Consider the following 20,670-nt stretch of genomic DNA (forward strand, 5'->3'; position numbering starts at 1 on the left):
CGCTCCGCCCTGCAATACTTCGCCAAAATGCCCGCTCATCTGACAAGGCGACCTAGACAACACATGCAACCAAAAACCCTGATCTTCTCGCTGCTAATCACCGCACTGACCGTATTCCAGGCCAATGCCACAGACAAAACCTGCGCCGAAACCATCGGCCAGAAGCGCGCCGAGTTGCTGGTCAAACAATGCATCAACGTTTCTCCCGCTACCCGCCCACCCTGCAACGTGGCCAACAGCTGCGAGTTGATTAACAGCGAAGTCGAACGCGGCTGCGGCTTTCTGGGCGATGATCCGAACACGCCGGACTACTGCCACTTCAGCCTGACCAAACCGGAAACCTTGCAGGGCGCTTTGATTGCCGGCAACGGTATCGATGACTACAGCATCACCGTGCTGGTCAATGACGGTCGACGCTTCAGCGCTTATTGCAAAAGCCAATGCGATGCCTGGTTCGCTGCCGAAGATGAAGGCGAAGCTACCCTGCTGCCGGCCATGATCGGCAAGAACGTCAAGGTCACCGTTGCCCGCGAACTCAACAAAGACCGCATCGCCGGGCCGGCATCGGACGAAAAACTGATCTTTGTGAAGAAGATTGAGGTGGTGAAGTGATAGCGGCGCGTCTGAAGCGCATGGCTACCCCATAAACCAAAAACCCCACCACCTCTTCAGGCAGCAGGGTCCACACCACACAAGCAACTCACCTCAATCTGTCAGACCAACAGCCCTTACGTTTCCTCTACTTCCGGGCTAATCACCGGCCACTGGTCAAGCACCTGATCCAGCGCCAGGTGCGCCTGGGTAATCAAATGCATCCCGGCCATGGCCAGATGGCGTGGCGGGCCTTGCAGGTTGTCGGCGCTCTCATAAACCGTGGCGGTGGCGCAACGCAGCACTTCCACGGCATGGGCCACGCGGCATTCAAGGAGGATCAGGGTTGCTTCGAGGGTGGGCGGATCGGGGACGATCTTTTTCATGGTTACAACTCCAGTGAGACTTAGAAAGTCATCACCCATTGCCTACCAAACGCCGGGTGGCGACCGTGCACAAGTTGGTAGGACCGGTCACTGGCATCCGGCGCGCCCGAAGGCGCCAAGCGCACGGCCGCCATAAAACACAGGCCGTAGAAAAGCGCCTCGCTAAGGGGGCGCCTCGCGTCAGTGAACTCCAGGCCTACCAAACCTGATCGCTGGATTTACAGCGACGGCCTGAGGGTAGTGACCGAAGTTAACGAACGCAAGCGAGCGGGATTTTCTCGGAAATTTCCTTCAATAGAAAGGGAAGCGTCTTGCTATCAACACAATAAAAAGGCCCGGTACAACGCCGGGCCTTCGCAACGCCTGAAGAAATCAGGCGCCGGACTCAGGGTCGCTCGCAGGCCCATCACGAGATTCCTCAAGATCCCCTTCACTCTTACCAACAGTCTCCGGGTACTCACTGGATACCGAATTATTCACATCCACATCGAACAGCTCTTCCTCCACGCCAGCGTCATCGTCCGCAGGCAAAGGAACGTCTTCCCCATGAGTGTGAGGGTCATGACCGGTTGAGTTATTTGCCATAGTCCCTACTCCTCATCAATCAGACTGTCCGTCCTGGCCGTGCCGTTTTCACGGTCAACCTGAGCGTCCTGATCGGAGCCCGGATTGCCTGGAGGCGGATTCCAGTCTTCTGGCCGCTGCTCATTCCCCTGCTTTGGCTCCGACGGAGCCTGTTCAATCCCGGAACCGTGACCTTCGCCGGTATCGGGGGTTTTCTCATCAGGGCCTGGATACGCGGCTTCAGGTCCGTTGTTATCGATTCCCATGATCCTTCTCCTATCAAGGCGCAGAACGTCTGCACATAAGATTGAGAGGGATCGGCACCTTGCAGAGTGCCTGTCTGACGGACGAACGGTAGACACGCAAATGCACGGCATTGGAGACATCGGATTTTCCTGACCTGCCCCCCTTTCAGGAATTGTCTGATTAACGCCAGCTCTTCCAGGCCTCACCCTTGGCGCATGAAATCAACTCCTCAAGCTGCGCGGCGGCTTCTCCATTTATTTGCCTGCGGCCTGATAACCGCAGCCTTCGCCGGCTCGTTTGTTTATTTACGGGCGGTCTTCAGTGAAGAAGTTTCCCTGCGCCGCACCCTCATGAACGAGGCCGTCTTTAATGCCCAGGATTTTTTCGTCAGTCGCCAGACGCTGCTCAAGAGTCTGGTGCTGGCCACGGTGCCGAATAAACACGACACCGAAGCCTTTGTCAGTGTCGATCCAGCAGAAGAGGTGAACATCAATCTGGGCAGTGAGGCGGGTCATTGGAGCCTTTGGCTCACGCGCCGGATGATGGACTATCTGCAGGCGAGCAAGGTCAATCTGCTCTACGTGCCGCAAACGGATGAGCCGAAGGTTGTGCGGTTATTTGAAGTCTCTGCGCGTGTTGGCCGCTTGCCCAAGTTGGTCATGCAACGTCTGGTGGATGAGGGCCGCGAAGCCTCGATTGTGGGCGATGACCTGTGGTTGACGGATAACGCCTCCCTGTACTCGCCCTTCTACCTGTTCACACGGCTTGATTATCGCAACCTGTCTTCCGGCTGGCTGGGCATTGAAGTCGACGTACCGGACCTGGTAGCGGCTTTAAGCAGTGAAAGTGCCGGCGACTTCACGCTGCTTGACGGCCAGGGTCAGATCATTTTCAGCACTATCGCTCCCGCTGCACGGGTGGGTTCATTGCACCTGCAGGAACCCGAAAAGTCGTTCGGTTTTATCGGCAATGGCTGGTATCCCGACCGCCTGGCGATCAGGAAAAAGCTCGGTTACTCCGGCTGGCAGATTGTTTATACCGTGGGCATTCAATCTTTGTTGCCGGTATTGGCCTGGCCGTTTGTGGTGTGTGTGCTGTTTTGTATTGCGCTGGCTGTCGGCTTGCGTTTTCTGATCGTGCGCATTGATCGGCGCCTGATTACGCCGGGTGAGAATCGTATTCAGGCGCTGGTTGAAAGTGAGGCGTTCAGCCGCGCTGTATTACAGGTCGCACCGGTGGCCTTGTGTGTGATTCGCCGTACGGACGGCACCGTGGTGCTGGAAAACTCACTGTCGCAGCAGTGGTTAGGCGGCAGCAGCGAGCGTGGCACGTTATGCCACGGCTGGATTGCTCGCGCCTTCGACGGCCAGGAAATACGCAACAGCAATGAAATTGAAATGGACGATGGCCGTCTTCTTTACCTGGCCTTTGCGCCCACGCGCTACGAAGGTCAGGACGTGTTGATTTGCGCCTTCAGCGATATCAGCGCGCGTAAACAGATTGAAGTAACGCTGCAACGCGCACGGCAGTTGGCGGATCGGGCCAATGAAGCCAAGACCTTGTTTCTGGCGACCATGAGTCATGAAATCCGCACGCCGCTGTATGGCGTGCTGGGCACCCTTGAGCTGTTGGCGCGTACCGAACTCAACGACCAGCAAAGCAACTATCTGAAAGCCATCGAGCGTTCCTCCGGCAACCTGTTGCAGTTGATTTGCGATGTGCTGGATGTCTCACGCATCGAAGCCGGGCAACTGCAACTTGAGCTCAGCACGTTCAGCACGCTGGAGTTGATGGAAGAGATTGTCCAGGGGTACAGCGGAGCCGCGCAGGCCAAAGGTCTGCAGTTGTTTGCGTTGATTGATCCGGCGGTGCCGGAATGGCTCAGCGGTGATGTCACCCGTATTCGCCAGATATTGAATAACCTGCTTAATAACGCGGTGAAGTTCACCGACTACGGAAAAATCGTCCTGCGTCTGAAAGTCGACAGCCGTGATGATGAGCGCGTCATGTTGCACTGCCAGGTATCGGATACCGGCAAAGGAATCGCTCACGAAGAACAATCGCGGCTATTCGAGCCCTTTTATCAAGTTGAGTCCGCCAGAAATGTGATCGGCGGAACCGGGCTTGGCCTGTCCATCTGCAAGCGGCTCATGCATTTGATGAACGGCAATATACGCCTGGTCAGCGAGCCTGGATTAGGCAGCAGTTTTACCCTGCGTTTGCCATTGGTAGAAGTCAACGACCCTCTGCGTGCAAGCCCTGTCGGCGCATTGTCTCCGGGTATCGTTTATGTGGTTTCGCCACTGCGTGAACTGGCTGAGTGTTATTGCGCCTGGTTACGTCGCTGGGGCGCGAGGGCGCAGATGGGCACACCTGAATCTGGCGGCACGTCAGAGGGCGCGGTGTTGCTGGAACTGCACCCAGGCTCTGCCCGGCAGTTAATCAAGCCACGATGGAAAGGGCCTGTGGTGGTGGCCGCCAGCGATATGTCAGTGTCGCCGGCGATTGAAAATACGTGCTGGCTGGCAGACCTCAATAGTTTGCAGGACGTCTACCTCGCCCTGTGCAAGGCGCAAGGCATCGGTACGCCTCTTGAAAGTGGCATAACACGGGCAGAACTCACCCTTGGATTACGCATTCTGGTCGCGGAAGACAACGTGATCAATCAGCTTATCTTGCGTGATCAGCTTGAAGAAATGGGCTGTACCGTGACGCTGGTCAATGACGGTATCGAAGCACTGGAACGCTGGCAGGAAGGAACATTTGATCTGGTGCTGACCGACGTCAACATGCCGAGAATGAACGGCTATGAGTTGGCGATCCAGTTGCGGGCCATGAACGTGACCCACCCCATTATCGGTGCCACCGCCAATGCCATGCGCGATGAGGGTGAACGCTGCCTGAACGCAGGCATGAATCACTATTTGATCAAGCCTTTTACGCTGCACACCCTCTACAACTGTCTTCGGCACTTCTAAAGGAGGATCCAGTGAAGCCTTATCGTGTACTGGTCGTTGAGGATCATCCTTTTCAGCATGAGTATTTGCTGAATGTCTTTAACGAAGCCGGTGGCTTTACCGTTGATACGGTCTGGGATGGCGACAGTGCGCTGGAGTGCCTGGCGCTTAACGACTACGACCTGTTGCTCAGCGACTTACTGATGCCCGGCATGGACGGGGTGCAATTGATCCAGAAAATCGCTGCCCTGAACAATCGACCGGCGCTGGCCTTGATGAGTGCCTCGTCGCGTCGAATGCTGATAAGTGCAGGGCTGGCGGCTAAAAACCTGGGGATTTCAGTGGTGGGCCTGATCTCCAAACCGGTTGAATTAAAAGCGGTCATGCGTTTGAAAGAACGGATGGCGATGTTTCGTCACCCCGATGACAGTGGCCCGGCACAGGCCCTGGAAGTCGATCCGCACAGCATTATTTCAGCCATGGCTGACGGGCAGATTCAAGCCTGGTTCCAACCCAAGAAATCGCTGCGCAATGGCAATATTCTCAGCGCTGAAGCGCTGGTGCGTTGGGCGCATCCGCAGGCCGGCCTGTTATTGCCCAGGGACTTTCTATCCGAGTTGATCAAGCAAGGGCTGGAAGAGCAATTGTTGTGGCTGATGCTCAAACAGACCTTGCCGGCCCAGAGACAATGGCGGGAACAGGGCTGGGATATCCCGGTTTCAATCAACTTGCCCACGCACTTGCTGGATGACCATGATCTGGCTGACCGCTTGCGCGATTATGTCGTGGCCGACGGCGCAGAGCCGCGCAATATCATTTTTGAACTGATGGAAAGTTCAACCACAGAAGAACTCAGCAACTACTATGCTGGCGCTTGTCGCCTGCGCATGATGGGCTTCGGTCTGGCGCAGGATGATTTCGGCAAGGGGTTCAGCTCCTACTTCAACCTGGTGTCTACGCCATTCAGCGAACTCAAGATTGATCGTTCGCTGGTGCATGGCTGTACCGAAAATGAAAATCTGGCCTGCGCGCTGCGCAGTATTGTGGAACTGAGTCGAAAGCTAGGCCTGACGGTCGTCGCCGAAGGTGTCGAAACGCAGGCAGAACTCGCCTTTCTGCGCAGTATCCAGTGTGATCAGGCCCAGGGTTTCCTGATCTGCGCCGCTGTATCGAGCAGCGATTTTGAAACTCTTTTACTCGAAGATAGCTCCAAGCCATCATCAGAGTAGTTCAACGCGGTGGCATGGTTTTTAAGCATCTGGAGCCGGGCGATGCGTGAACTGAAGGTAGTGATTGCCGACGACCACCCCGTGGTATTGGTGGGGCTTCGGGAAGTGATTCTGCGCGATAAGCGCTTTGAGCTGGCAGCCGAAGCCTTGAACTCGTCACAACTGGTCGAGCAGCTGACGCTGCATCAACCCGCCCTGGTGATTACCGACTTCAACATGCCTGGGGATGAAACCTATGGCGACGGGCTGCAACTGATCGAGTACATCACCGAGCATTTTCCCGGAGTGAAAATTCTGGTCCTGACGATGGTAAGCAACCACCTGATCATTTCGCGTTTGATGGAAATGGGGGTGGCGGGCGTGATCGCAAAAAATCACATTCATGAAGAAATCGGCAAGGCCTTGAACGCGCTGGCCAATGACAGGCCTTACAACGCCCCACAGGCACCCGCGCTGTCGGTAATGACCAACCCGAAAGTCATTGATGAGCGCTTTTCCACGCTGTCGCCGCGTGAAGTGGAAGTCTTGCGACTGATGGTGGCAGGCAGCAGTGTCGGTGACATTGCCCGTCAGTTGAATCGCAGCGTCAAAACCGTCAGCACCCAGAAAGTGTCGGCGATGCGCAAACTTGAAGTGCTGAGCGACCATGCCTTGATCACGTATTGCATCAAGGCCGCCGCCTTTGAATAGTTGCAGTGCCTTTTCGATACCGGAGTCCTGTGTGCCATGCCGAAAATGAGAGTCTTGCTGGCCGACGATCATCCGATTGTATTGATGGGCGTTCGCGAAATCATTGAACGCGACCCGCGCTTCAGTGTGGTGGGCGAGGCCATGAACTCGTCCGATTTAATCGAGAAAATCGCGCAACTGCGCCCCGACGTCATCATTACCGACTACAACATGCCGGGGGACGATCAGTACGGCGATGGCACGCGCCTGGTGGAATACTTGCGCCGGCATTTTCCCGAGCCGCGGGTGTTGATCCTGACGGTGATTTCCAACCCTCAAGTGTTGGCCTGGTTATATGAACTGGGTATCAGCGGGGTCATTTCCAAGAACGCCGGGCTGGAACAAATCCTGGTGGCGCTGGATGCGTTTTATCGTGAAGGGCATTTTCAACAAGACACCGGCGGCGAGGTGTCGAGTGACGAGGCGGATGATGTGTCGAGAAAGCTCAGCCAGTTAACGGTCAAGGAGTTCGAAGTGCTGCGCTTGTTTGCCTGTGGCATGAGCGTGGGAGACGTTGCGCAGAGCCTGAACCGCAGCATCAAAACGATCAGTACCCTGAAGATGTCGGCAATGCACAAGCTTGAAGTCGACAATGATCAGGCGCTGCTGGTCCTGTGCGTCAAAGCCAATCTGTTTGCCTGATGGCTCCCTGCTTACAGGTAAATCATTTCCAGCAGCAGCGTTGAGGTGTAGCTGCCGATCGCGGGCAGTTCCTCGCCTGTTTTAACCGGCCTGACCGTCAGCTTGAGTTTCAGCGAAGTGTCTTGAACCGGAAAAATCAATTGTTCTCCCAACGTCAGGCCCAATACTTTTGCCACACCAGTCATGTCGTACAGGCGGGTTTTCAGCCCCAGCCTGTCGAGGCTGGTGCGTAGCGTATCGTTGCCATAGGCGCCGTTACCGGCGCTGAAGCGCAAATGCACCAGGCTGCCCTTGATGCATTGAAAGTCCAGGGCAACCTCGGTCCATTCGGTGATGTCCGAGTTCAGCGAATTAAGGTTCACCTTGGGGATTTCAATACTTTGCGAGGCTGGAAAACTGGCCGTGCAAGGCGGCTTTATCAATGTGCCGGATATATCAATCTGAGCACTCTGCTGAGCATCGGCGCAGGCACGTTCGCTGACACCTGAAGTGGCGACAGAAAAAACAATGGCCCACACGCTCATTCTTGTTCGCATACGGGCCTCACAGGTATTCGATGCTCATCACCGCTGAACTGCTGAAGGCCCCTTCAGACACGGCGCCAAATGCATTCAGTTTCATTTTCATGCTCAGGTCGACCGCCCCGCTCTGATTGTTCAACGTGCGCTTTACACCACTCAGGTTCAGCACGCTGTTATCACTGTTCAGGTACATGTAATAGCCTAGGTAATCTCTGCCAGCCCAGCCTTGTGTAGTGGAACCACTCACAAGCTGCCGGGCCTGGATACTGACGCTCAAAGAGGAATTGGGTGGGCATGTCAGGGTGACCGGAATGTCGATCATCGGCGCGCTGGCGATCTGGTCATAACGCACATTGCCGAAGTTGGCGGTCAGCGTCTTGCTACTGGTCAGCGTGCACGGCGGTCGCGTGAGCGTGCCGCTTACATTGATGGTCACGGCGTCCGTGACTGCGTGGGCAGCGGTGCAGGCAAAGCCTGCCAAAAGTGCAGCGGCCAACGACACGGGTAATTTCATGGTCGGGTTCCTGTGCCTGATCAGCGATAAGTGATGTTGAGGGTGTACTGGCTGGAGAAGTTACCGGCCGGAGAAACACGGGTATTCAAGCGCGGCCGGAAACCGAGACGAATGTTATTGGTGCCGGTGGTCAGCGATAACGTGCGCGGGCTGTTGAAGGTCACCGCCGTATCGTTATCGGCCCAGGTGGCGGCCATCGACAACCCCGCCAGCGTGGTTGCTGATACGCCTGGACTGCCGCTGACTGCACTTTGCGTGGGCACCAGTGTGGCGGTCGCCTGAGTGCCACGTGTACAGTTCATCGTGACATTGGCGATTTGTTGCGCAGTGGCGAAATCGTTGCTGCTCAGTGTGCCAAAAGGCAGGTTCAGGGTGGTGGCCGACCCCATGGAACAGGCGGGTCGTACAACGGTGTACTGCATCAGAATGACTTGCAGATAATCGCCATAGTTTTCCCAACCGTTAATCGACGTGTCGGTCAGGCTGACGCTCACCATGTAGCTACCGGGTGTGGCCGCGGCAGCACCGGCCACCAATACGTTGTAAGAAAACGTAGTGCCGACCGTCAGCGGCACGCAACTGCTTGGCATGCAGGTGGTAGAGGCCGTTCCGATGCTTTGCTCAGGCACCTCACGCCCGGAGTTGACATGAAAAACAAAGAGCTTTGGACCTTTGCCGATGTTGTAGAACTGGGTATGCGAGAGAGACGCTCCCGAGGGATACCAGCGCGTGACTCGGCAATTGGCCGTCATGTTGACCTGAAGGGTCTCGGATGGCGCCACTTCGCCAAGATCGATGATGCCTGTGGTGCCCGTGGCCGTGCACGACAGGTTGTTTTCAATCAACGCAAAGGCCGGCGGACTGGCCAGGCTGAGTAAAAAGCAGAGCAGCATCAAACGGCCCCTTACCCGATTGAAGGCAAGCGGTTTAGCGGTTGATTCATGCATCGGGAGTACCTTGAGTGTCTGTCGGTATTGCGGCCATGGCATCGCAACGAACCTGCAACTGTCCGATACCGGTTTCGGCCAGGTCATAGCTGTTCAGATCCAGCTCCTTGGCGCACCACAGCTGGCCGTTGACGTTGATCTGCAACTGCGTCTTGTCTGGCACGCCGGTCATGAAGACCCGCCCCTTGTCCGCCACCATGGCGCTGTTCAGCAACGTGCCATCAAGCCCCAGCAACCGGGCCTCGGCGGCAAACGGTGCAGGCTTGCCAGCAGTTGAGCTGACGCTGATCAACAGCCGGCGGCCATTACGGGTTTCAAAGCTGGCCAGTACGAAAGCGCCGCGGTTGGGGGTAACTTCCTGGACCAGTTGTTCGATATCGGTGTTGTCCGATAACGAGTCGGTGTTGAGCGAGACCTTGTTTTTTCGGTACGGCTGGGCCGAAGGAATGATCGTGTAGCCGCGGCTGTTGGTTTTAACCCCGCTCTTGGTCAATACGCCGACATCGGCAGCACCGGGCGTGGCCACGATGATGTTGGTCTCGCCCAATGGCTGGGTGAACATCACGCTGTCACGAATGGCGACGACCGCCCCTTCAACACCGTAATCGGCCTGACGAACAGTCTGGTCCCGGCTATAAGAGGCGTGCCAGATCGCATTGGCGGCGTTATAGCGGGCGGCGACCGAGCCGCCCATCAAGCGCTCATCGTCACTGACTTGCTGATTGATGCCCACGCTGTAAGACAGCGCATCGTCCGGCAACCGGGAACCGCTGAACGTCGCCGAACGGTTGGCACCGCCAGCGGAGTCCTGGTAAGTGCTCAGGCCTATGCGGCTGCTGCTTCCCGGATTGCCCAGCGGAAGGCTGACACTGAGCGACACGCTGCGAGTGTCATTGCCGGTGCCACTGTTCTGCGCCACACCCAGGTTGTAGGAGGCGCTGCCGACACTGAAGCTGTAGCCCAGTTGAATCGCGGTATTGCTCTTGGCCAGGTTCCAGTAATCGGTTTTGGTCAGGTTGGCGTACATGCCACCGTAGGTGCCAAATTGCTGCGACACGTTGGCGGTAAAGCTGCTTTTCATGTGGCCGTTCAAGTAAGGCGAAAGCGCAGTGCTGTTGTTCAGGGTTTCATCACGATAAGGGGCCAGCGAATGGCGGGATCGCGCGTTGACGGCCTCGTTGAAACTGTAATAACCGCTGGTGGAATAGCGGTAGCCAATCAGACTGAAGCTGGTGTCTGTCAGGTCGATGGACCTGGAATAACGAAAACGATACGACTGCCCCGACAAGGTCCTGGACTCCGGCCCCATGTCGTCGCTGATGGCGTGGGTCACATCCAGCGAAACAGCACCGAAGCCTGCAAAGTCATGGGCAAAACCCAGCAGCGCCGAGTTGTACTGTTCACTGACGATAGTGCCGCCAAACAGTGTGGTGCCATCGGTCAGCCCGCGGCGGTAAGTGCCTTGCAGAAAGCCTGGTGTTGCCAGGTTCAGGGCGCCGTCTGCCGGGCGATACTGGCCTGCGGTCAAGGCGTAGCTTTGCTGACCTTCGCGCAGCATATAGGGCACCGACGAGAACGACTGGACATACACCTGCCGCTCGCCATTGGGGCCTTCGATCGTCACCTCGATATCGCCGTTGCCCGAGGTCGAGTACAGGTTCTTGAGCGCAAACGGTCCCGACGGTACCCACTGTTCGCTGATCACATAGCCACGCTGGCGCAACGTTACCCGCGAGCGGCCATTGGCGACGCCGCGTACGACCGGGGCAAAGTTGCGCGACTCATCGGGCAGCATGTCCAGGTCAGAAGCGATGCCCACGCCGCGGTATGAAAGGGTGTCGAACAGATCGCTGTCCGTTGCACTCTCGCCCACCGTGGCGATAGCCATCAGGTTGCCCAGATCGCGCTGCACATAGGTGTCGACCGATTTCCACTGACCGTCGAGCTGGGTGCTTTGTTGCCAGGTCGAGAAGTTGCGAAAACGCCAGGCGCCACTGTTGAACCCGCTGTGCACACTGCCGAAACGTGACTGCCGGCTGCCATATTGGCCTTCATAGTGGCTGCCGGAAAAACTGTAGTTGGCAAAGGCAACCGGCTCACCGTTACTCCAGGTTTTACGGCGGGTGGCAAACGGTACAGTACCGATGTAAGCCTGAGGCACGTGCAGGTTCAGGTGCTGTTTATTGAAGTCGTAGTCGTATGTCACACCGGCAAGGTCGCGGTTGAAGTACACACAATTGTCAGCACTGATATCGGCGTTTTTCAGGCGCGCAGGATCGACGCCCAAATCAATCAGGGCCTGAACGCTCAAGCAAGGGAACAGCCCGTTTGGGGTCGAGACCTGACTGGGGGTTTCACGCATGAACGGCAGGTCGCGCTGTTCGATCAGCCGGTCATTCACCGACAGGTCAATGCGGTAGATACCGGGTAGCTGGCCTTGACTCATGGCTTTTACTTGCTCGGCCACTTCAACCGAACTGTTACCACCACCGATTTCCAGGAAGGCGGAATCGAAGCTGTAGTCTGCCTGTGCGGCGGTCGCGCAAAGGCCGACAGAACCCAGGATTAACGTGCTCCAGCAGTTTATTCGGCGCGCGAAGGCGCACATGCGCAGTCGCAGCATGAGGGAGCCCTTCCAGTCAGCTAATCAGTCAGTCATCAACGGGGAGAAACAGGGGTGGCCTTGACCGTACTGCCGTACTCGTCGATATAACTGAGCACCAGCGTGTCACTGTTTTTCAGCGGGATCCGGGCAGTGACGGTGCTGCCGGGCTTGATCACTTCCGGCATTTCCTGGTGGGGGACGTTGTTAACCAGTAGCTCACTGACCACCACGTTGAATCCCGAGGCGTTGTGCACACTCAACGTGCCGTTTTCAGCACGCCATTGCAGGTTTTGTACGGCATCGCGTAGAGACCCTTTCAAGTCGGCGGGCCGATAAAACAGTTTGATCGTGGTCTTGAGTGCGATTTGCAGCACGTTCTGATTACGCTGCTCGGCGCTCATGGCCGGAATCGCTTTTACATTAAGTAAAAACAGGCTTTCCTTGTCGCTTGGCAAGTTCTGCGCGTTGGTCGCGATGATCCGCAGAATGTTCTGGCTATTGGCGTCCAGGCGAAACAGGGGCGGCGTGATGATGAACTCATCGGCGCTCTCATCGCGATTGTCGAAAGGGCTGACCCAGGATTGAACCAGATACGGCACTGCGTCTTCGCCGGAATTGGACAGTGAAAGGTTGGCCTCTTTTTCCTTGCTTTGATACACAACCCGCGTGGAGCCCACATTGACGCCTGCCTGAACCTGGGGCAGCCACAAGCCCGCCGCCAGCGCCAGAAAGGCTGCAACTTTTAAACGCATGAAAGGATTCCTCTGCTTAACGCCAGAGCCCGCGATGACCGCGAGCCCTTACGTTAAAAACATGAATTACTTGTAGGTCACGTCGAAGCTGGCCAGCGCGTTGACTTTACCGGTGCCAATGCCACGAGCGCCTGGAGTGTCACCCGACGCTTCGGTGTCTGCCACCAGGCGCACATAGGAGGCCGTGAAGTCGAAGGTGTTGGACTGAGGACGCAGCACGTAATCGTTGCTGTCGGTGTTCAGCGCCAGTTTGTTACCGGTGCGTGCGTCATTGATTTGAATGCCGATGCCAGACACCTGATTTTCACCGGTCATGCCCAGTACAGTCGCATCGGTGCCCGATTGCTGACCACTGAACTTGATCGAGGCGTTTTTCAGGGTCGAACCGCTGCAATTCTCCAACGAGATCGAGAACGGTGTGGAACCGGCCGTGGCGCCCACGGTGTTTGCAAAATCAGCAATACGCACCTGGCCCATGTCGACCGACTTTTTCACGCTCTCGCTGTTGATGGTGCACGCGTTGTCATTGACGGTACCGGTGAATTCAACCTGACCATCAGCGGCTTGAGCGGTCGCCGCCGCCATCACGATCAGCAGCGAAGAACCACAGAGCGCGGTGTATTTGCCCATTTTTTGAAACATGAAATAAGCCCTATGCAAAGAAGTGGTAAGTAATAGCCCTTTTTAGCCCCTGTTTACGGCGTGCCGCAGCAGGTGTTGCATAGGATGCAATCGAGAGAAAAATCAACCTATCAGACAATTCCTGTTCTACATCTCCAAGGCTGACTTTCAGGATGACGGGCTAACTCATGAAGCATGCAAAGCTACGCCTCGGTGCATTGGCACTGAGCTCACTCAGGCTGAACAAACTGCTGCTCGTGCTGACCGGGCTCGCCTTGTTGCTGGTGAGCATGAGTTATTGGGCGGTTAACCGGGTGCTGAAGGAAGAAGGCGAAAAAACCGACTTCCATTTCGCACGCCTGATGGAAAGCATTCATGAACATGAAGCCTTTCTGCGCAACGCCGTGCAGAGCTACGGCCAGTCCAATGAAAACCTGTTGATGGACAGCAAGCCTTATGCACGCCAGGAGTTGCTGCGCCAGGGCGACGAGCGCCTGTTTCAGAACAGGGACACTGCCAAGTCCTTGCCGTTTACGGTCAGTCAGCGAGACCAGTTCAGCCTTGATGACATGCAGGGGATTTATTCGTTTGGCGTCCAGTTGACCGATCTGTTCACGGCTTACTGGTCAGACTCTTTCTATGCGGCGCCTCAGGTCTTTGTCTTTTCGCCCAGCGACCAGTTCACCATTGCCGTGCCCGGCATCGAGGGCACCCGGCAATACCCTTTGTTGCTGAAAACCAACTTCTTCGACCTGACCAAGCGTTTGTACGATGAGCTTCTACAACCACGGCATACGCTGGCCGATGATCAATTGATCTGGATAAGAGCTCCGGTCGGTCTGATTCAGAATCGTAAATACATCGTGGGCGCAATGAGACTCGACCTGTCCCGCCACTTCATGCCGCAGGCCGGATCGAATGACCCGGTGATAGTGACGGCCTTGCTCAATGTCAGCGACATCAGTGATCTGGAGCGTTTGTTGATGCGCCCCACACAAAGTCGCCTGACCCTGATTTCCCCTGCTGGCGACATATTGATCGGTGACGCTCGGGATGTCGAAGATCAGCCCTTGGGGTTGAGTTTCACGCAAAAGGGCCTGCGCTTTAAGTTGAGCTCAGGTGAAGCGCAGCCGTGGATCGGCCTGTACACCATTACCTATCAGAATTTCTTTGGTTATGCGAAATGGCCATTGATGGGCGCCGTCGGCCTGCTTTTGCTGTTTGCGCTGGTGGGCGGGTGGGCCAACCGCTGGTATCGATTGCAGATTATTGAACCCGCGCAACGCTCCAGCCAATCGTTGGCTGAAAGTGAAGAGTTCAACCGGGTGATGCTCGATAACGCCCCCGTTGGCCTGTGTGTGGTTGAACGAAGTACCGGCGCGGTGTTGCTGGAAAACCAGCGTGCACAACAATGGCAAGGCACACCCGAACTGATTGGCCTGTTGAAACGCAATTATGGCGAGCACGAACTGGGCGAGGTTCAGCTTGAAGTGGCCGGGCGTTATCTACAGGCCTGTTTCGCCTTCACTCGTTACAAGGGCAAGGATGTCGTGCTCTGCGGCTTCAACGACATCACCCGGCATGTGGATGACGCTAACCTGATGGAACAGGCACGGCGCTCGGCCGATGAAGCCAGCAAAGCCAAGACCCTGTTTCTGGCCACCATGAGTCATGAAATTCGTACGCCTTTGTACGGTGTGCTCGGCAATCTCGAGTTGCTGGAGCTGACACCGCTCAGTGAGCGCCAGCATGGTTACCTCAACACCATTCAGCGCTCATCCACCGTGCTGTTTCAGTTGATCAGTGATGTGCTGGATGTCTCCAAGATCGAGTCGGGACAAATGGCCGTCGAAGCCCGGACATTCTGCCCGCTGGATCTATTCGAAGATTGCGTGCGCAGCTATTCGGCAGCGGCCGGCAGAAAAGGACTGAAGGTATTTTCCTGCGCTGATGCGAACTTGCCCGCCCTGTTGCTCGGCGATGACGTGCGGATCCGGCAAATCATCAACAACCTGCTGAGTAACGCGATCAAGTTCACCGACTCGGGGCGTGTCGTACTCAGGCTTAAAGTGACCGACATTGAACACAGCCATGTGTCATTGCAGTGGCAAGTGTCAGACACCGGCATCGGGATCAGTGAGCCGCAGTTGGCGCGCCTGTTCAAGCCGTTCTCGCAGGTGGGTGGCAGCGAACGCGCCGGCGGCGCAGGGCTGGGCTTGTCTATTTGCGCGCGCCTGAGCGAAATGATGGGGGCCAATTTGCGCGTGGTGAGCGAGCCGGGGCTTGGCAGCAGCTTTTCACTGCACATGCGTTTGCCCATCGTCACCGGCTCGCTGCCCAACAGTGCCGATATCGATCTCAAGAATGTGGCTGTCCATGTCAGCGCACCGCTCAAGGATATCGGGCAGAGCCTGGTTGACTGGTTGAACGGCTGGGGCGCACGGGCGCAGCTCTTGCCGGCCGCGGATGCCGGGGACCGTGAGGCGATAGCACTGGATATCGTCACCGATTCATCACACCCGCCGTCAGGGTCGGTCGAACGTGTGATTGCCACCGAGTCGGGCCGCAGCCAGCCGCACAGAACAGCCCGAGGCTGGGAGGTCAGTGCGTATGACATCAGGGCCATTGCCAGAACCTTGATGCAGCTCGCACGCGGAACCGCCCCGCACATGCCTCTTGATGTGCCGCAGCCCTTCACCCGCCTGGACTTGAGCGTTTTGGTGGCGGAAGACAACCCCGTCAACCGCGAGATTCTCAGGGAGCAGCTAGAGGCATTGGGCGTTCGGGTAACCTTGGCCGAAGACGGTGAGCAAGCCTTGCTGCGCTGGCAGGAGGCGCCTTGCGACCTGGTGATCACGGACGTGAACATGCCCAGGCTCGACGGCTATCAACTGACACGCCGCCTGCGAGGCCTGGATGCAGGCGTACCGATTATTGGCGTCACGGCCAATGCCATGCGTGAAGAAGGCGAGCAATGCCTGGAAGCGGGGATGAACGCCTGGCTGGTCAAGCCCTTGAGCCTGACAACGTTGCGCCAGACGTTATCGACCTATTGCCACAAGCTACCGCCGGTCGCCTCGCCCGCGCCTGAAGTGGTTGAAGTAGCTGAAGTAGATGAAGTCCATGGGCAAGAAGCACCCAGCGATGACCTTGAAGGCTGGATGACACTTTCGCCGGCCATGCACCGACTGTTCATCACCACCATGCAAGAGGACCTGGCGCAGGCCGAGCAGGCATTGCAACACGCCAATACCGCAAGGCTGGTCAGCTACATCCACCGTATGCATGGCTCATTCGCCACCATTTGCGCGACCACCCTGGCGGCGGCCTGCAGTGAGTGCGAGAACGACTTGTTGCGCGAACCATTGAACGCCACATCGGCTGCGGCGATCAAAGCACTGTTGCAACGCTTGCACACCGTGGTCTCAAGACTGGTTGCCGGAGAGCTGTATCCCAAGGGCCAGGCCTGAAGGCCGGTGCAATTCGGGCATCACCCGCCTGGGTAATTGCATAGCACCGGGTTTGTTTCCGGCCGGGAAAGGCTATCCTTGCCGGGCAATGGCCGCTCGACAGGCGCTGTTGCAGTCCATAGGCAGCGCTCGCGCCCGCTTTTACCTGATAGCTGCTTGAGAGTCAGAAACCATGCCACAAGAAAAGCTCGACCTCCTCCGCCTGCAAAAGCCCATTCGCGACGAAATGAACGACCTGTTGCGCGCCCTCAACGCCGCCAGCACGCGCGCGGACATCGAGGCCGAAAGGGATATTCAGATCGAATCGATCCAGACGCTGCAAAACACCAAGCGCCTGCGTGCCGCCGACGCCGAAGCACTGTTCATCATTTTCGACGACGCCGTGGAAGCCAGGCTGGAACAATTGCCCTGACTGCCGGTCCATGCACGAACGGTTGAATGAACAAAAATGCGGTCAGGGCCATTTCCATACGCCAGCGTCTTGAGAGACGCCCTGCCCACGCCTTTGTATAATCGGCTCTTTCCGGACTTTCGAGGACTGTCCTCCCATGCAGTCGCTCCTTGAAAACTTTCGTGACCGTGCACTCGATGTCATGTCATCCGGCGCCCCGGTCGAGCCGTGGCTGAGCGAGTTCGCCGTGTTTCTGCAATCGCAACTGCCCGGCTCGGTGGTCGGCATCAGCGTGCTGGACAGGCCCGGCCGCACCTTTCGCCACTCCATCTTCCCGACCCTGCCACGCGCCTTTGGCCTGTGCCTGGAAAACAACGTGATTGTCAGCAATCGCGGCACCTGCGGCCGCGCGATCCTGAGTGGCCTGCCGATTGAAGTACCTGATATCGCAGTAGACGAACGTTTCTCGCCGCCGTGGCGAGCGCTGCTGATAGAGCACGGCCTGACTTCGATTCTGTCCACGCCTGCGCTGGGACTGGATGGCACGCCGCAGGGCTGCGTCGCGGTTCTGCACCCTGTCGCAACCGTTCTGGATGCGGATCAAAGAGCCCTGATCCAGCTGGCCTCGGTGCTGTGCGCCAAGGTCTGTCTCTACAGCCGCACCCGTGAAACGCATCAGTTGCTCATTGGTGAGCTGGAACACCGCATGCGCAACATCTTCGCCGTTATTGGCGGGGTAGCGGATCTGACGCTGAGAAACAATCCGGAGCCGAAGACATTCCGTGAGGCGTTCGGCAAGCGGCTGGTGATGATGCACCGCGCCCACTCGATTGCCACCAGCACCGAGGTGACCGGCCTGGATGCCTTGCTGCAAGAAGTGTTGGCGCCGTACACCAGGGACTATGACATTCAGTACCGCGGCCCCGCTGTGCAACTGGCCCCGGAAGCGGCCTCGGCGCTGGCGCTGGTGATCAATGAGCTGGCGACCAATGCGGCCAAATACGGCGCGCTGTCGGTGCCGGGCGGGACGCTGAGGATTCAGTGGTCGATCGATCAGGAAAGTGGCAGCGACAATAGCAATGCCGACCCGCAATTCTCGCTGAGCTGGGTTGAAAGCAACGGCCCAAGGGTCGAAGAGCCTGCGCGCAAGGGCTACGGCACCACGATGATCAATGGCAGCTTGCGCAATGCCTTTGAAGGCTCGGCGACGTTGATTTATGACCCGGCAGGCTTCCGGTGCCAGGTTCGTGCGTCCTTTACCGACAAACTCGGCAAGCACGTATCCGCCGTGCCCGCTCAGGCTTAAGGGTTCGCCTGCACCTTGCCGGCAAGCACATCGAAGGCCCGCTCGCAGGCCTGCCCGGCTATTCGAGCGGTGTCAGCAATTGCTGCCAGTTCACGATTGCGCGCGACAGACTGGTCGAGCACGACGGCAAGCAGATTGCCGGGGTTTTCGGCTGCCGGGCCGCCGCTGGCAGCGCAGGCGCTGCGGCGCGCTCGATCGGCGGCGAGTAATTGATCGACTCGCTGGCGCAGCCCGTCAGCAACATTGGCAGCATCAGCGGCCTGAGTGAGTGCGGTATCAATCTGTTGTTCAGCATCGGCGTTTACCTGGTTGATGGCGTGTTGCAGGGTTTGCTCACGGCGGCGTTCGGCTTCGCTGGCGGCCAGGCGCGCGGCAGCATCACTGGCATTGCGGGCATTCCAGCGCGCCAGCCAGGCGTCTTCGGTCGTCGAGCGACCATGCTCGTAAGCTACAAACAGTGCCGCCAGTTGGGCGATGGCTGCCAGCAGCGCCCACACGATCCGACTGTCAGGAGCGACCGGCAAACCCATCACGCCATGGCTCCGCCGCAGGCGGTGTACATCGCCAGCAGGTCCGGCTCAGGCACTGGCTGCTGAGCGCGCTCTTCGGTGTAGATCTCCAGCAACCGGGCCAGCGTATGCTCGCGCTGGCCATAGCCGGCACCCGGCAAGCTGGCCCAGATCGGCGCGGCCTTGTTGATCGCCTGCTCAATGCTGCCCGCCTGAATGAGGGGTAATGCCCCGCACTCGATCAACAGTTTGATCGCGGCCAGGTCCTGCGCCTCAGGGGTAAAGCGGCCGATAAAGCCGTAGTTCCTGACAATGGCATCCCAGGTGCGGGCCAAAAACTGGTAGCGGCCGGCGGCCGTGGACTTGATTTTGTAGCGTGGCAAGTCCACCAGCATTCGCGGGTGCTTGCTGTAGTCGGCGAACAGCTTGCCGCCCACCAGCACGTTATAACCGTCATCGCTGGCCTTGATCGTCGAGGTGCCCTCCGACCAGGCCAGCATGTCGAGAAAGGCCAGCACATTGGTGCCGCCCGCGCGTGTTTTATCAATGCGTGCCATGTGATTTCTCCAGGCGAAAAAAAGCCCGCGTCATGCGGGCTACACAGATCGTTGTCATCGGCCTTAGCGCTGGGCGACCTTCAGCGGTTCTAGCTGTTGCTTCCTGCCTTCGGCCCTGGCCTTGCCCTGTTTGCCGCCATTGCATTCCAGGGCGGTGGTCCAGCCGTCGCGGGTGTATTTCTGCTCGACCGATTGCACCTGGTATTCGCCATCCAGACCGACCTTGAAGCCCTGCACGTCAATGGCGCGCTCGGCAAACAGGTCGGTGCGACCGGGCATGACCAGGCTCACATCGGCGGTGGCGCGGTTGAGCGCCGCCAGTCGCGCCCTGGCCGCCTGCTCGGCGGTGGTTTTGTCCGGGTAAAGATGCCGATCGGTGTGCACCGGCGGCAGTGTGTCGGGTGCGTCGTGGTTGACCAGTTCGACGAGCTCCAGCGTGCCGGTCTGTTTGTCCTGATACTGGCTGCGCACGCTTTTCTGCGTGCTGCGGTCACTCAGTCGAAAGCTCCATTGGCTGACATCGCTGTGCCGAATCACCACGTTGGCCAGGCGTGTGCCGCTGGCGGTCGTGCCGCCCTGGCGCGGCATGACCAGCAACTTGCCGTCGGCCACCTTGGCGGTGCAGTCGTACAAGCGGCCCAGCCGGGTGATGAAGTTGAAGTCCGACTCGTTGAGCTGGTCGATACGCGCCACCTGAACCTGCACGTTGCACACCGGTTCCCAGCCATTGCGGCTGGCAATATCGCCGACGATGCTTGCCAGCGGCACGCCTTCCCAGGCGCCGCTGCGCGTGGTCTTGCCACTGCCGCGCATGTCGCTGGCCTTGCCACGGATTTCCATCGTGTCCGGCGGGCCCTTGAACACGATCGAGTCGACGATATAACGCCCCAACCGCGCCAACGGTGCGCCGGCATAGCCCATGAAAATCTCGACACTGGCGCCGCGCGGCGGCAGCGCCACGGCCTGGTCGCGGTTATCCAGGTACAGCTCGAACACATCCGACTCCATGCCGGGTTTATCGAGGGTACGCAGGTACAACAACCGGTCGTTGATCAATGTGGTGATGTCGGTGCCGTCGGCGACGATTCTGAATGTGGGTTGCATCAAGCCTCCGAAAACAGTGAACGGAACAG

20 protein-coding genes are annotated in these 20,670 nt (G+C 57.8%); 8 read left to right on the forward strand and 12 right to left on the reverse strand.

Features of this window, described 5'->3' with window-relative positions:
• The first annotated feature begins 63 nt into the window (after positions 1-63).
• Complete coding sequence (locus ACYAS9_RS02455; protein WP_463566711.1) at positions 64-612, forward strand: hypothetical protein; 549 nt, start codon at positions 64-66, stop codon at positions 610-612.
• A 116-nt stretch (positions 613-728) separates the two neighbouring features.
• Here ACYAS9_RS02455 and ACYAS9_RS02460 read toward each other — a convergent pair whose 3' ends face one another.
• The 3 genes from ACYAS9_RS02460 to ACYAS9_RS02470 all read right to left on the reverse strand — a co-directional run bounded on the left by ACYAS9_RS02460 (position 729) and on the right by ACYAS9_RS02470 (position 1,807).
• On the reverse strand, positions 729-977 hold the full coding sequence (locus ACYAS9_RS02460) for a DUF6124 family protein (RefSeq protein WP_463566712.1): 249 nt from the start codon (positions 975-977) through the stop codon (positions 729-731).
• Positions 978-1,349: 372 nt separating this feature from the next.
• Positions 1,350-1,562 carry a hypothetical protein gene (locus tag ACYAS9_RS02465; RefSeq protein WP_463566713.1) on the reverse strand — a complete coding sequence of 71 codons (213 nt, stop codon included), beginning with the start codon at positions 1,560-1,562 and terminating at the stop codon, positions 1,350-1,352.
• 5 nt (positions 1,563-1,567) lie between these two features.
• Positions 1,568-1,807 (reverse strand): hypothetical protein, encoded by a 240-nt coding sequence (locus tag ACYAS9_RS02470; RefSeq protein WP_463566714.1) that lies wholly within the window; start codon positions 1,805-1,807, stop codon positions 1,568-1,570.
• A gap of 195 nt (positions 1,808-2,002) precedes the next feature.
• On the opposite strand from ACYAS9_RS02470, the gene ACYAS9_RS02475 reads away from it, so the two are divergent.
• From ACYAS9_RS02475 to ACYAS9_RS02490, 4 genes are read left to right on the forward strand one after another with little or no spacing between them, the layout of a single operon-like run.
• On the forward strand, positions 2,003-4,765 hold the full coding sequence (locus ACYAS9_RS02475) for an ATP-binding protein (RefSeq protein WP_463566715.1): 2,763 nt from the start codon (positions 2,003-2,005) through the stop codon (positions 4,763-4,765).
• Positions 4,766-4,776: 11 nt separating this feature from the next.
• Entirely contained in the window at positions 4,777-5,973 is a 1,197-nt protein-coding gene (gene pvrR, locus ACYAS9_RS02480) for a response regulator cyclic di-GMP phosphodiesterase PvrR (protein WP_463566716.1), read from the forward strand.
• 42 nt (positions 5,974-6,015) lie between these two features.
• Complete coding sequence (locus ACYAS9_RS02485; protein ID WP_463566717.1) at positions 6,016-6,663, forward strand: response regulator; 648 nt, start codon at positions 6,016-6,018, stop codon at positions 6,661-6,663.
• Between the two features lie 36 nt (positions 6,664-6,699).
• On the forward strand, positions 6,700-7,344 hold the full coding sequence (locus ACYAS9_RS02490) for a response regulator (RefSeq protein WP_463566718.1): 645 nt from the start codon (positions 6,700-6,702) through the stop codon (positions 7,342-7,344).
• 11 nt (positions 7,345-7,355) lie between these two features.
• Here ACYAS9_RS02490 and ACYAS9_RS02495 read toward each other — a convergent pair whose 3' ends face one another.
• The 6 genes from ACYAS9_RS02495 to ACYAS9_RS02520 form a co-directional block, all read right to left on the reverse strand.
• Entirely contained in the window at positions 7,356-7,706 is a 351-nt protein-coding gene (locus ACYAS9_RS02495) for a hypothetical protein (RefSeq protein ID WP_463566719.1), read from the reverse strand.
• Positions 7,707-7,887: 181 nt separating this feature from the next.
• The gene (locus ACYAS9_RS02500) at positions 7,888-8,379 is read right to left on the reverse strand and encodes a fimbrial protein (protein ID WP_463566720.1); all 492 of its coding nucleotides are present in this window, start codon (positions 8,377-8,379) and stop codon (positions 7,888-7,890) included.
• A 20-nt stretch (positions 8,380-8,399) separates the two neighbouring features.
• Entirely contained in the window at positions 8,400-9,368 is a 969-nt protein-coding gene (locus ACYAS9_RS02505; protein WP_463566721.1) for a fimbrial protein, read from the reverse strand.
• Entirely contained in the window at positions 9,319-11,949 is a 2,631-nt protein-coding gene (locus ACYAS9_RS02510; RefSeq protein WP_463566722.1) for a fimbria/pilus outer membrane usher protein, read from the reverse strand. The genes ACYAS9_RS02505 and ACYAS9_RS02510 overlap by 50 nt, the downstream gene beginning before the upstream one ends.
• A 35-nt stretch (positions 11,950-11,984) precedes the next feature.
• The gene (locus ACYAS9_RS02515; RefSeq protein WP_463566723.1) at positions 11,985-12,683 is read right to left on the reverse strand and encodes a fimbrial biogenesis chaperone; all 699 of its coding nucleotides are present in this window, start codon (positions 12,681-12,683) and stop codon (positions 11,985-11,987) included.
• A 66-nt stretch (positions 12,684-12,749) separates the two neighbouring features.
• Positions 12,750-13,325 carry a fimbrial protein gene (locus tag ACYAS9_RS02520; protein ID WP_463566724.1) on the reverse strand — a complete coding sequence of 192 codons (576 nt, stop codon included), beginning with the start codon at positions 13,323-13,325 and terminating at the stop codon, positions 12,750-12,752.
• Positions 13,326-13,492: 167 nt separating this feature from the next.
• Between ACYAS9_RS02520 and ACYAS9_RS02525 the strand changes: the two genes are divergently transcribed.
• The 3 genes from ACYAS9_RS02525 to ACYAS9_RS02535 all read left to right on the forward strand — a co-directional run bounded on the left by ACYAS9_RS02525 (position 13,493) and on the right by ACYAS9_RS02535 (position 18,471).
• Positions 13,493-16,774: a hybrid sensor histidine kinase/response regulator gene (locus tag ACYAS9_RS02525; protein ID WP_463566725.1), complete on the forward strand. Its 3,282-nt coding sequence runs from the start codon at positions 13,493-13,495 to the stop codon at positions 16,772-16,774.
• Positions 16,775-16,946: 172 nt separating this feature from the next.
• Positions 16,947-17,186 carry a hypothetical protein gene (locus tag ACYAS9_RS02530; protein ID WP_463566726.1) on the forward strand — a complete coding sequence of 80 codons (240 nt, stop codon included), beginning with the start codon at positions 16,947-16,949 and terminating at the stop codon, positions 17,184-17,186.
• Positions 17,187-17,322: 136 nt separating this feature from the next.
• Positions 17,323-18,471 carry an HWE histidine kinase domain-containing protein gene (locus ACYAS9_RS02535; protein WP_463566727.1) on the forward strand — a complete coding sequence of 383 codons (1,149 nt, stop codon included), beginning with the start codon at positions 17,323-17,325 and terminating at the stop codon, positions 18,469-18,471.
• On the opposite strand, the gene ACYAS9_RS02540 is transcribed toward ACYAS9_RS02535, so the two are convergent.
• From ACYAS9_RS02540 to ACYAS9_RS02550, 3 genes are all read right to left on the reverse strand, one after another.
• Positions 18,468-19,001 carry a DUF2514 family protein gene (locus tag ACYAS9_RS02540; RefSeq protein ID WP_463566728.1) on the reverse strand — a complete coding sequence of 178 codons (534 nt, stop codon included), beginning with the start codon at positions 18,999-19,001 and terminating at the stop codon, positions 18,468-18,470. The genes ACYAS9_RS02535 and ACYAS9_RS02540 overlap by 4 nt on opposite strands.
• Positions 19,001-19,537, reverse strand: a complete 537-nt coding sequence (locus ACYAS9_RS02545; protein ID WP_463566729.1) for a glycoside hydrolase family 24 protein — start codon at positions 19,535-19,537, stop codon at positions 19,001-19,003. The genes ACYAS9_RS02540 and ACYAS9_RS02545 overlap by 1 nt, the downstream gene beginning before the upstream one ends.
• A gap of 63 nt (positions 19,538-19,600) precedes the next feature.
• Positions 19,601-20,641 carry a phage late control D family protein gene (locus ACYAS9_RS02550; RefSeq protein ID WP_463566730.1) on the reverse strand — a complete coding sequence of 347 codons (1,041 nt, stop codon included), beginning with the start codon at positions 20,639-20,641 and terminating at the stop codon, positions 19,601-19,603.
• Positions 20,642-20,670: the final 29 nt, after the last annotated feature.

This window comes from Pseudomonas sp. HP_08 (assembly GCF_055284095.1).

Coding starts and splice junctions, on each gene's coding strand:
- ACYAS9_RS02455 (WP_463566711.1), top strand. CDS start 64: ATGCAACCAAAAACCCTGATCTTCTCGCTGCTAATCACCGCACTGACC.
- ACYAS9_RS02460 (WP_463566712.1), bottom strand. CDS start 977: ATGAAAAAGATCGTCCCCGATCCGCCCACCCTCGAAGCAACCCTGATC.
- ACYAS9_RS02465 (WP_463566713.1), bottom strand. CDS start 1,562: ATGGCAAATAACTCAACCGGTCATGACCCTCACACTCATGGGGAAGAC.
- ACYAS9_RS02470 (WP_463566714.1), bottom strand. CDS start 1,807: ATGGGAATCGATAACAACGGACCTGAAGCCGCGTATCCAGGCCCTGAT.
- ACYAS9_RS02475 (WP_463566715.1), top strand. CDS start 2,003: ATGAAATCAACTCCTCAAGCTGCGCGGCGGCTTCTCCATTTATTTGCC.
- ACYAS9_RS02485 (WP_463566717.1), top strand. CDS start 6,016: ATGCGTGAACTGAAGGTAGTGATTGCCGACGACCACCCCGTGGTATTG.
- ACYAS9_RS02490 (WP_463566718.1), top strand. CDS start 6,700: ATGCCGAAAATGAGAGTCTTGCTGGCCGACGATCATCCGATTGTATTG.
- ACYAS9_RS02500 (WP_463566720.1), bottom strand. CDS start 8,379: ATGAAATTACCCGTGTCGTTGGCCGCTGCACTTTTGGCAGGCTTTGCC.
- ACYAS9_RS02505 (WP_463566721.1), bottom strand. CDS start 9,368: ATGCCATGGCCGCAATACCGACAGACACTCAAGGTACTCCCGATGCAT.
- ACYAS9_RS02510 (WP_463566722.1), bottom strand. CDS start 11,949: ATGCTGCGACTGCGCATGTGCGCCTTCGCGCGCCGAATAAACTGCTGG.
- ACYAS9_RS02515 (WP_463566723.1), bottom strand. CDS start 12,683: ATGCGTTTAAAAGTTGCAGCCTTTCTGGCGCTGGCGGCGGGCTTGTGG.
- ACYAS9_RS02520 (WP_463566724.1), bottom strand. CDS start 13,325: ATGTTTCAAAAAATGGGCAAATACACCGCGCTCTGTGGTTCTTCGCTG.
- ACYAS9_RS02525 (WP_463566725.1), top strand. CDS start 13,493: ATGAAGCATGCAAAGCTACGCCTCGGTGCATTGGCACTGAGCTCACTC.
- ACYAS9_RS02530 (WP_463566726.1), top strand. CDS start 16,947: ATGCCACAAGAAAAGCTCGACCTCCTCCGCCTGCAAAAGCCCATTCGC.
- ACYAS9_RS02535 (WP_463566727.1), top strand. CDS start 17,323: ATGCAGTCGCTCCTTGAAAACTTTCGTGACCGTGCACTCGATGTCATG.
- ACYAS9_RS02540 (WP_463566728.1), bottom strand. CDS start 19,001: ATGGGTTTGCCGGTCGCTCCTGACAGTCGGATCGTGTGGGCGCTGCTG.
- ACYAS9_RS02545 (WP_463566729.1), bottom strand. CDS start 19,537: ATGGCACGCATTGATAAAACACGCGCGGGCGGCACCAATGTGCTGGCC.
- ACYAS9_RS02550 (WP_463566730.1), bottom strand. CDS start 20,641: ATGCAACCCACATTCAGAATCGTCGCCGACGGCACCGACATCACCACA.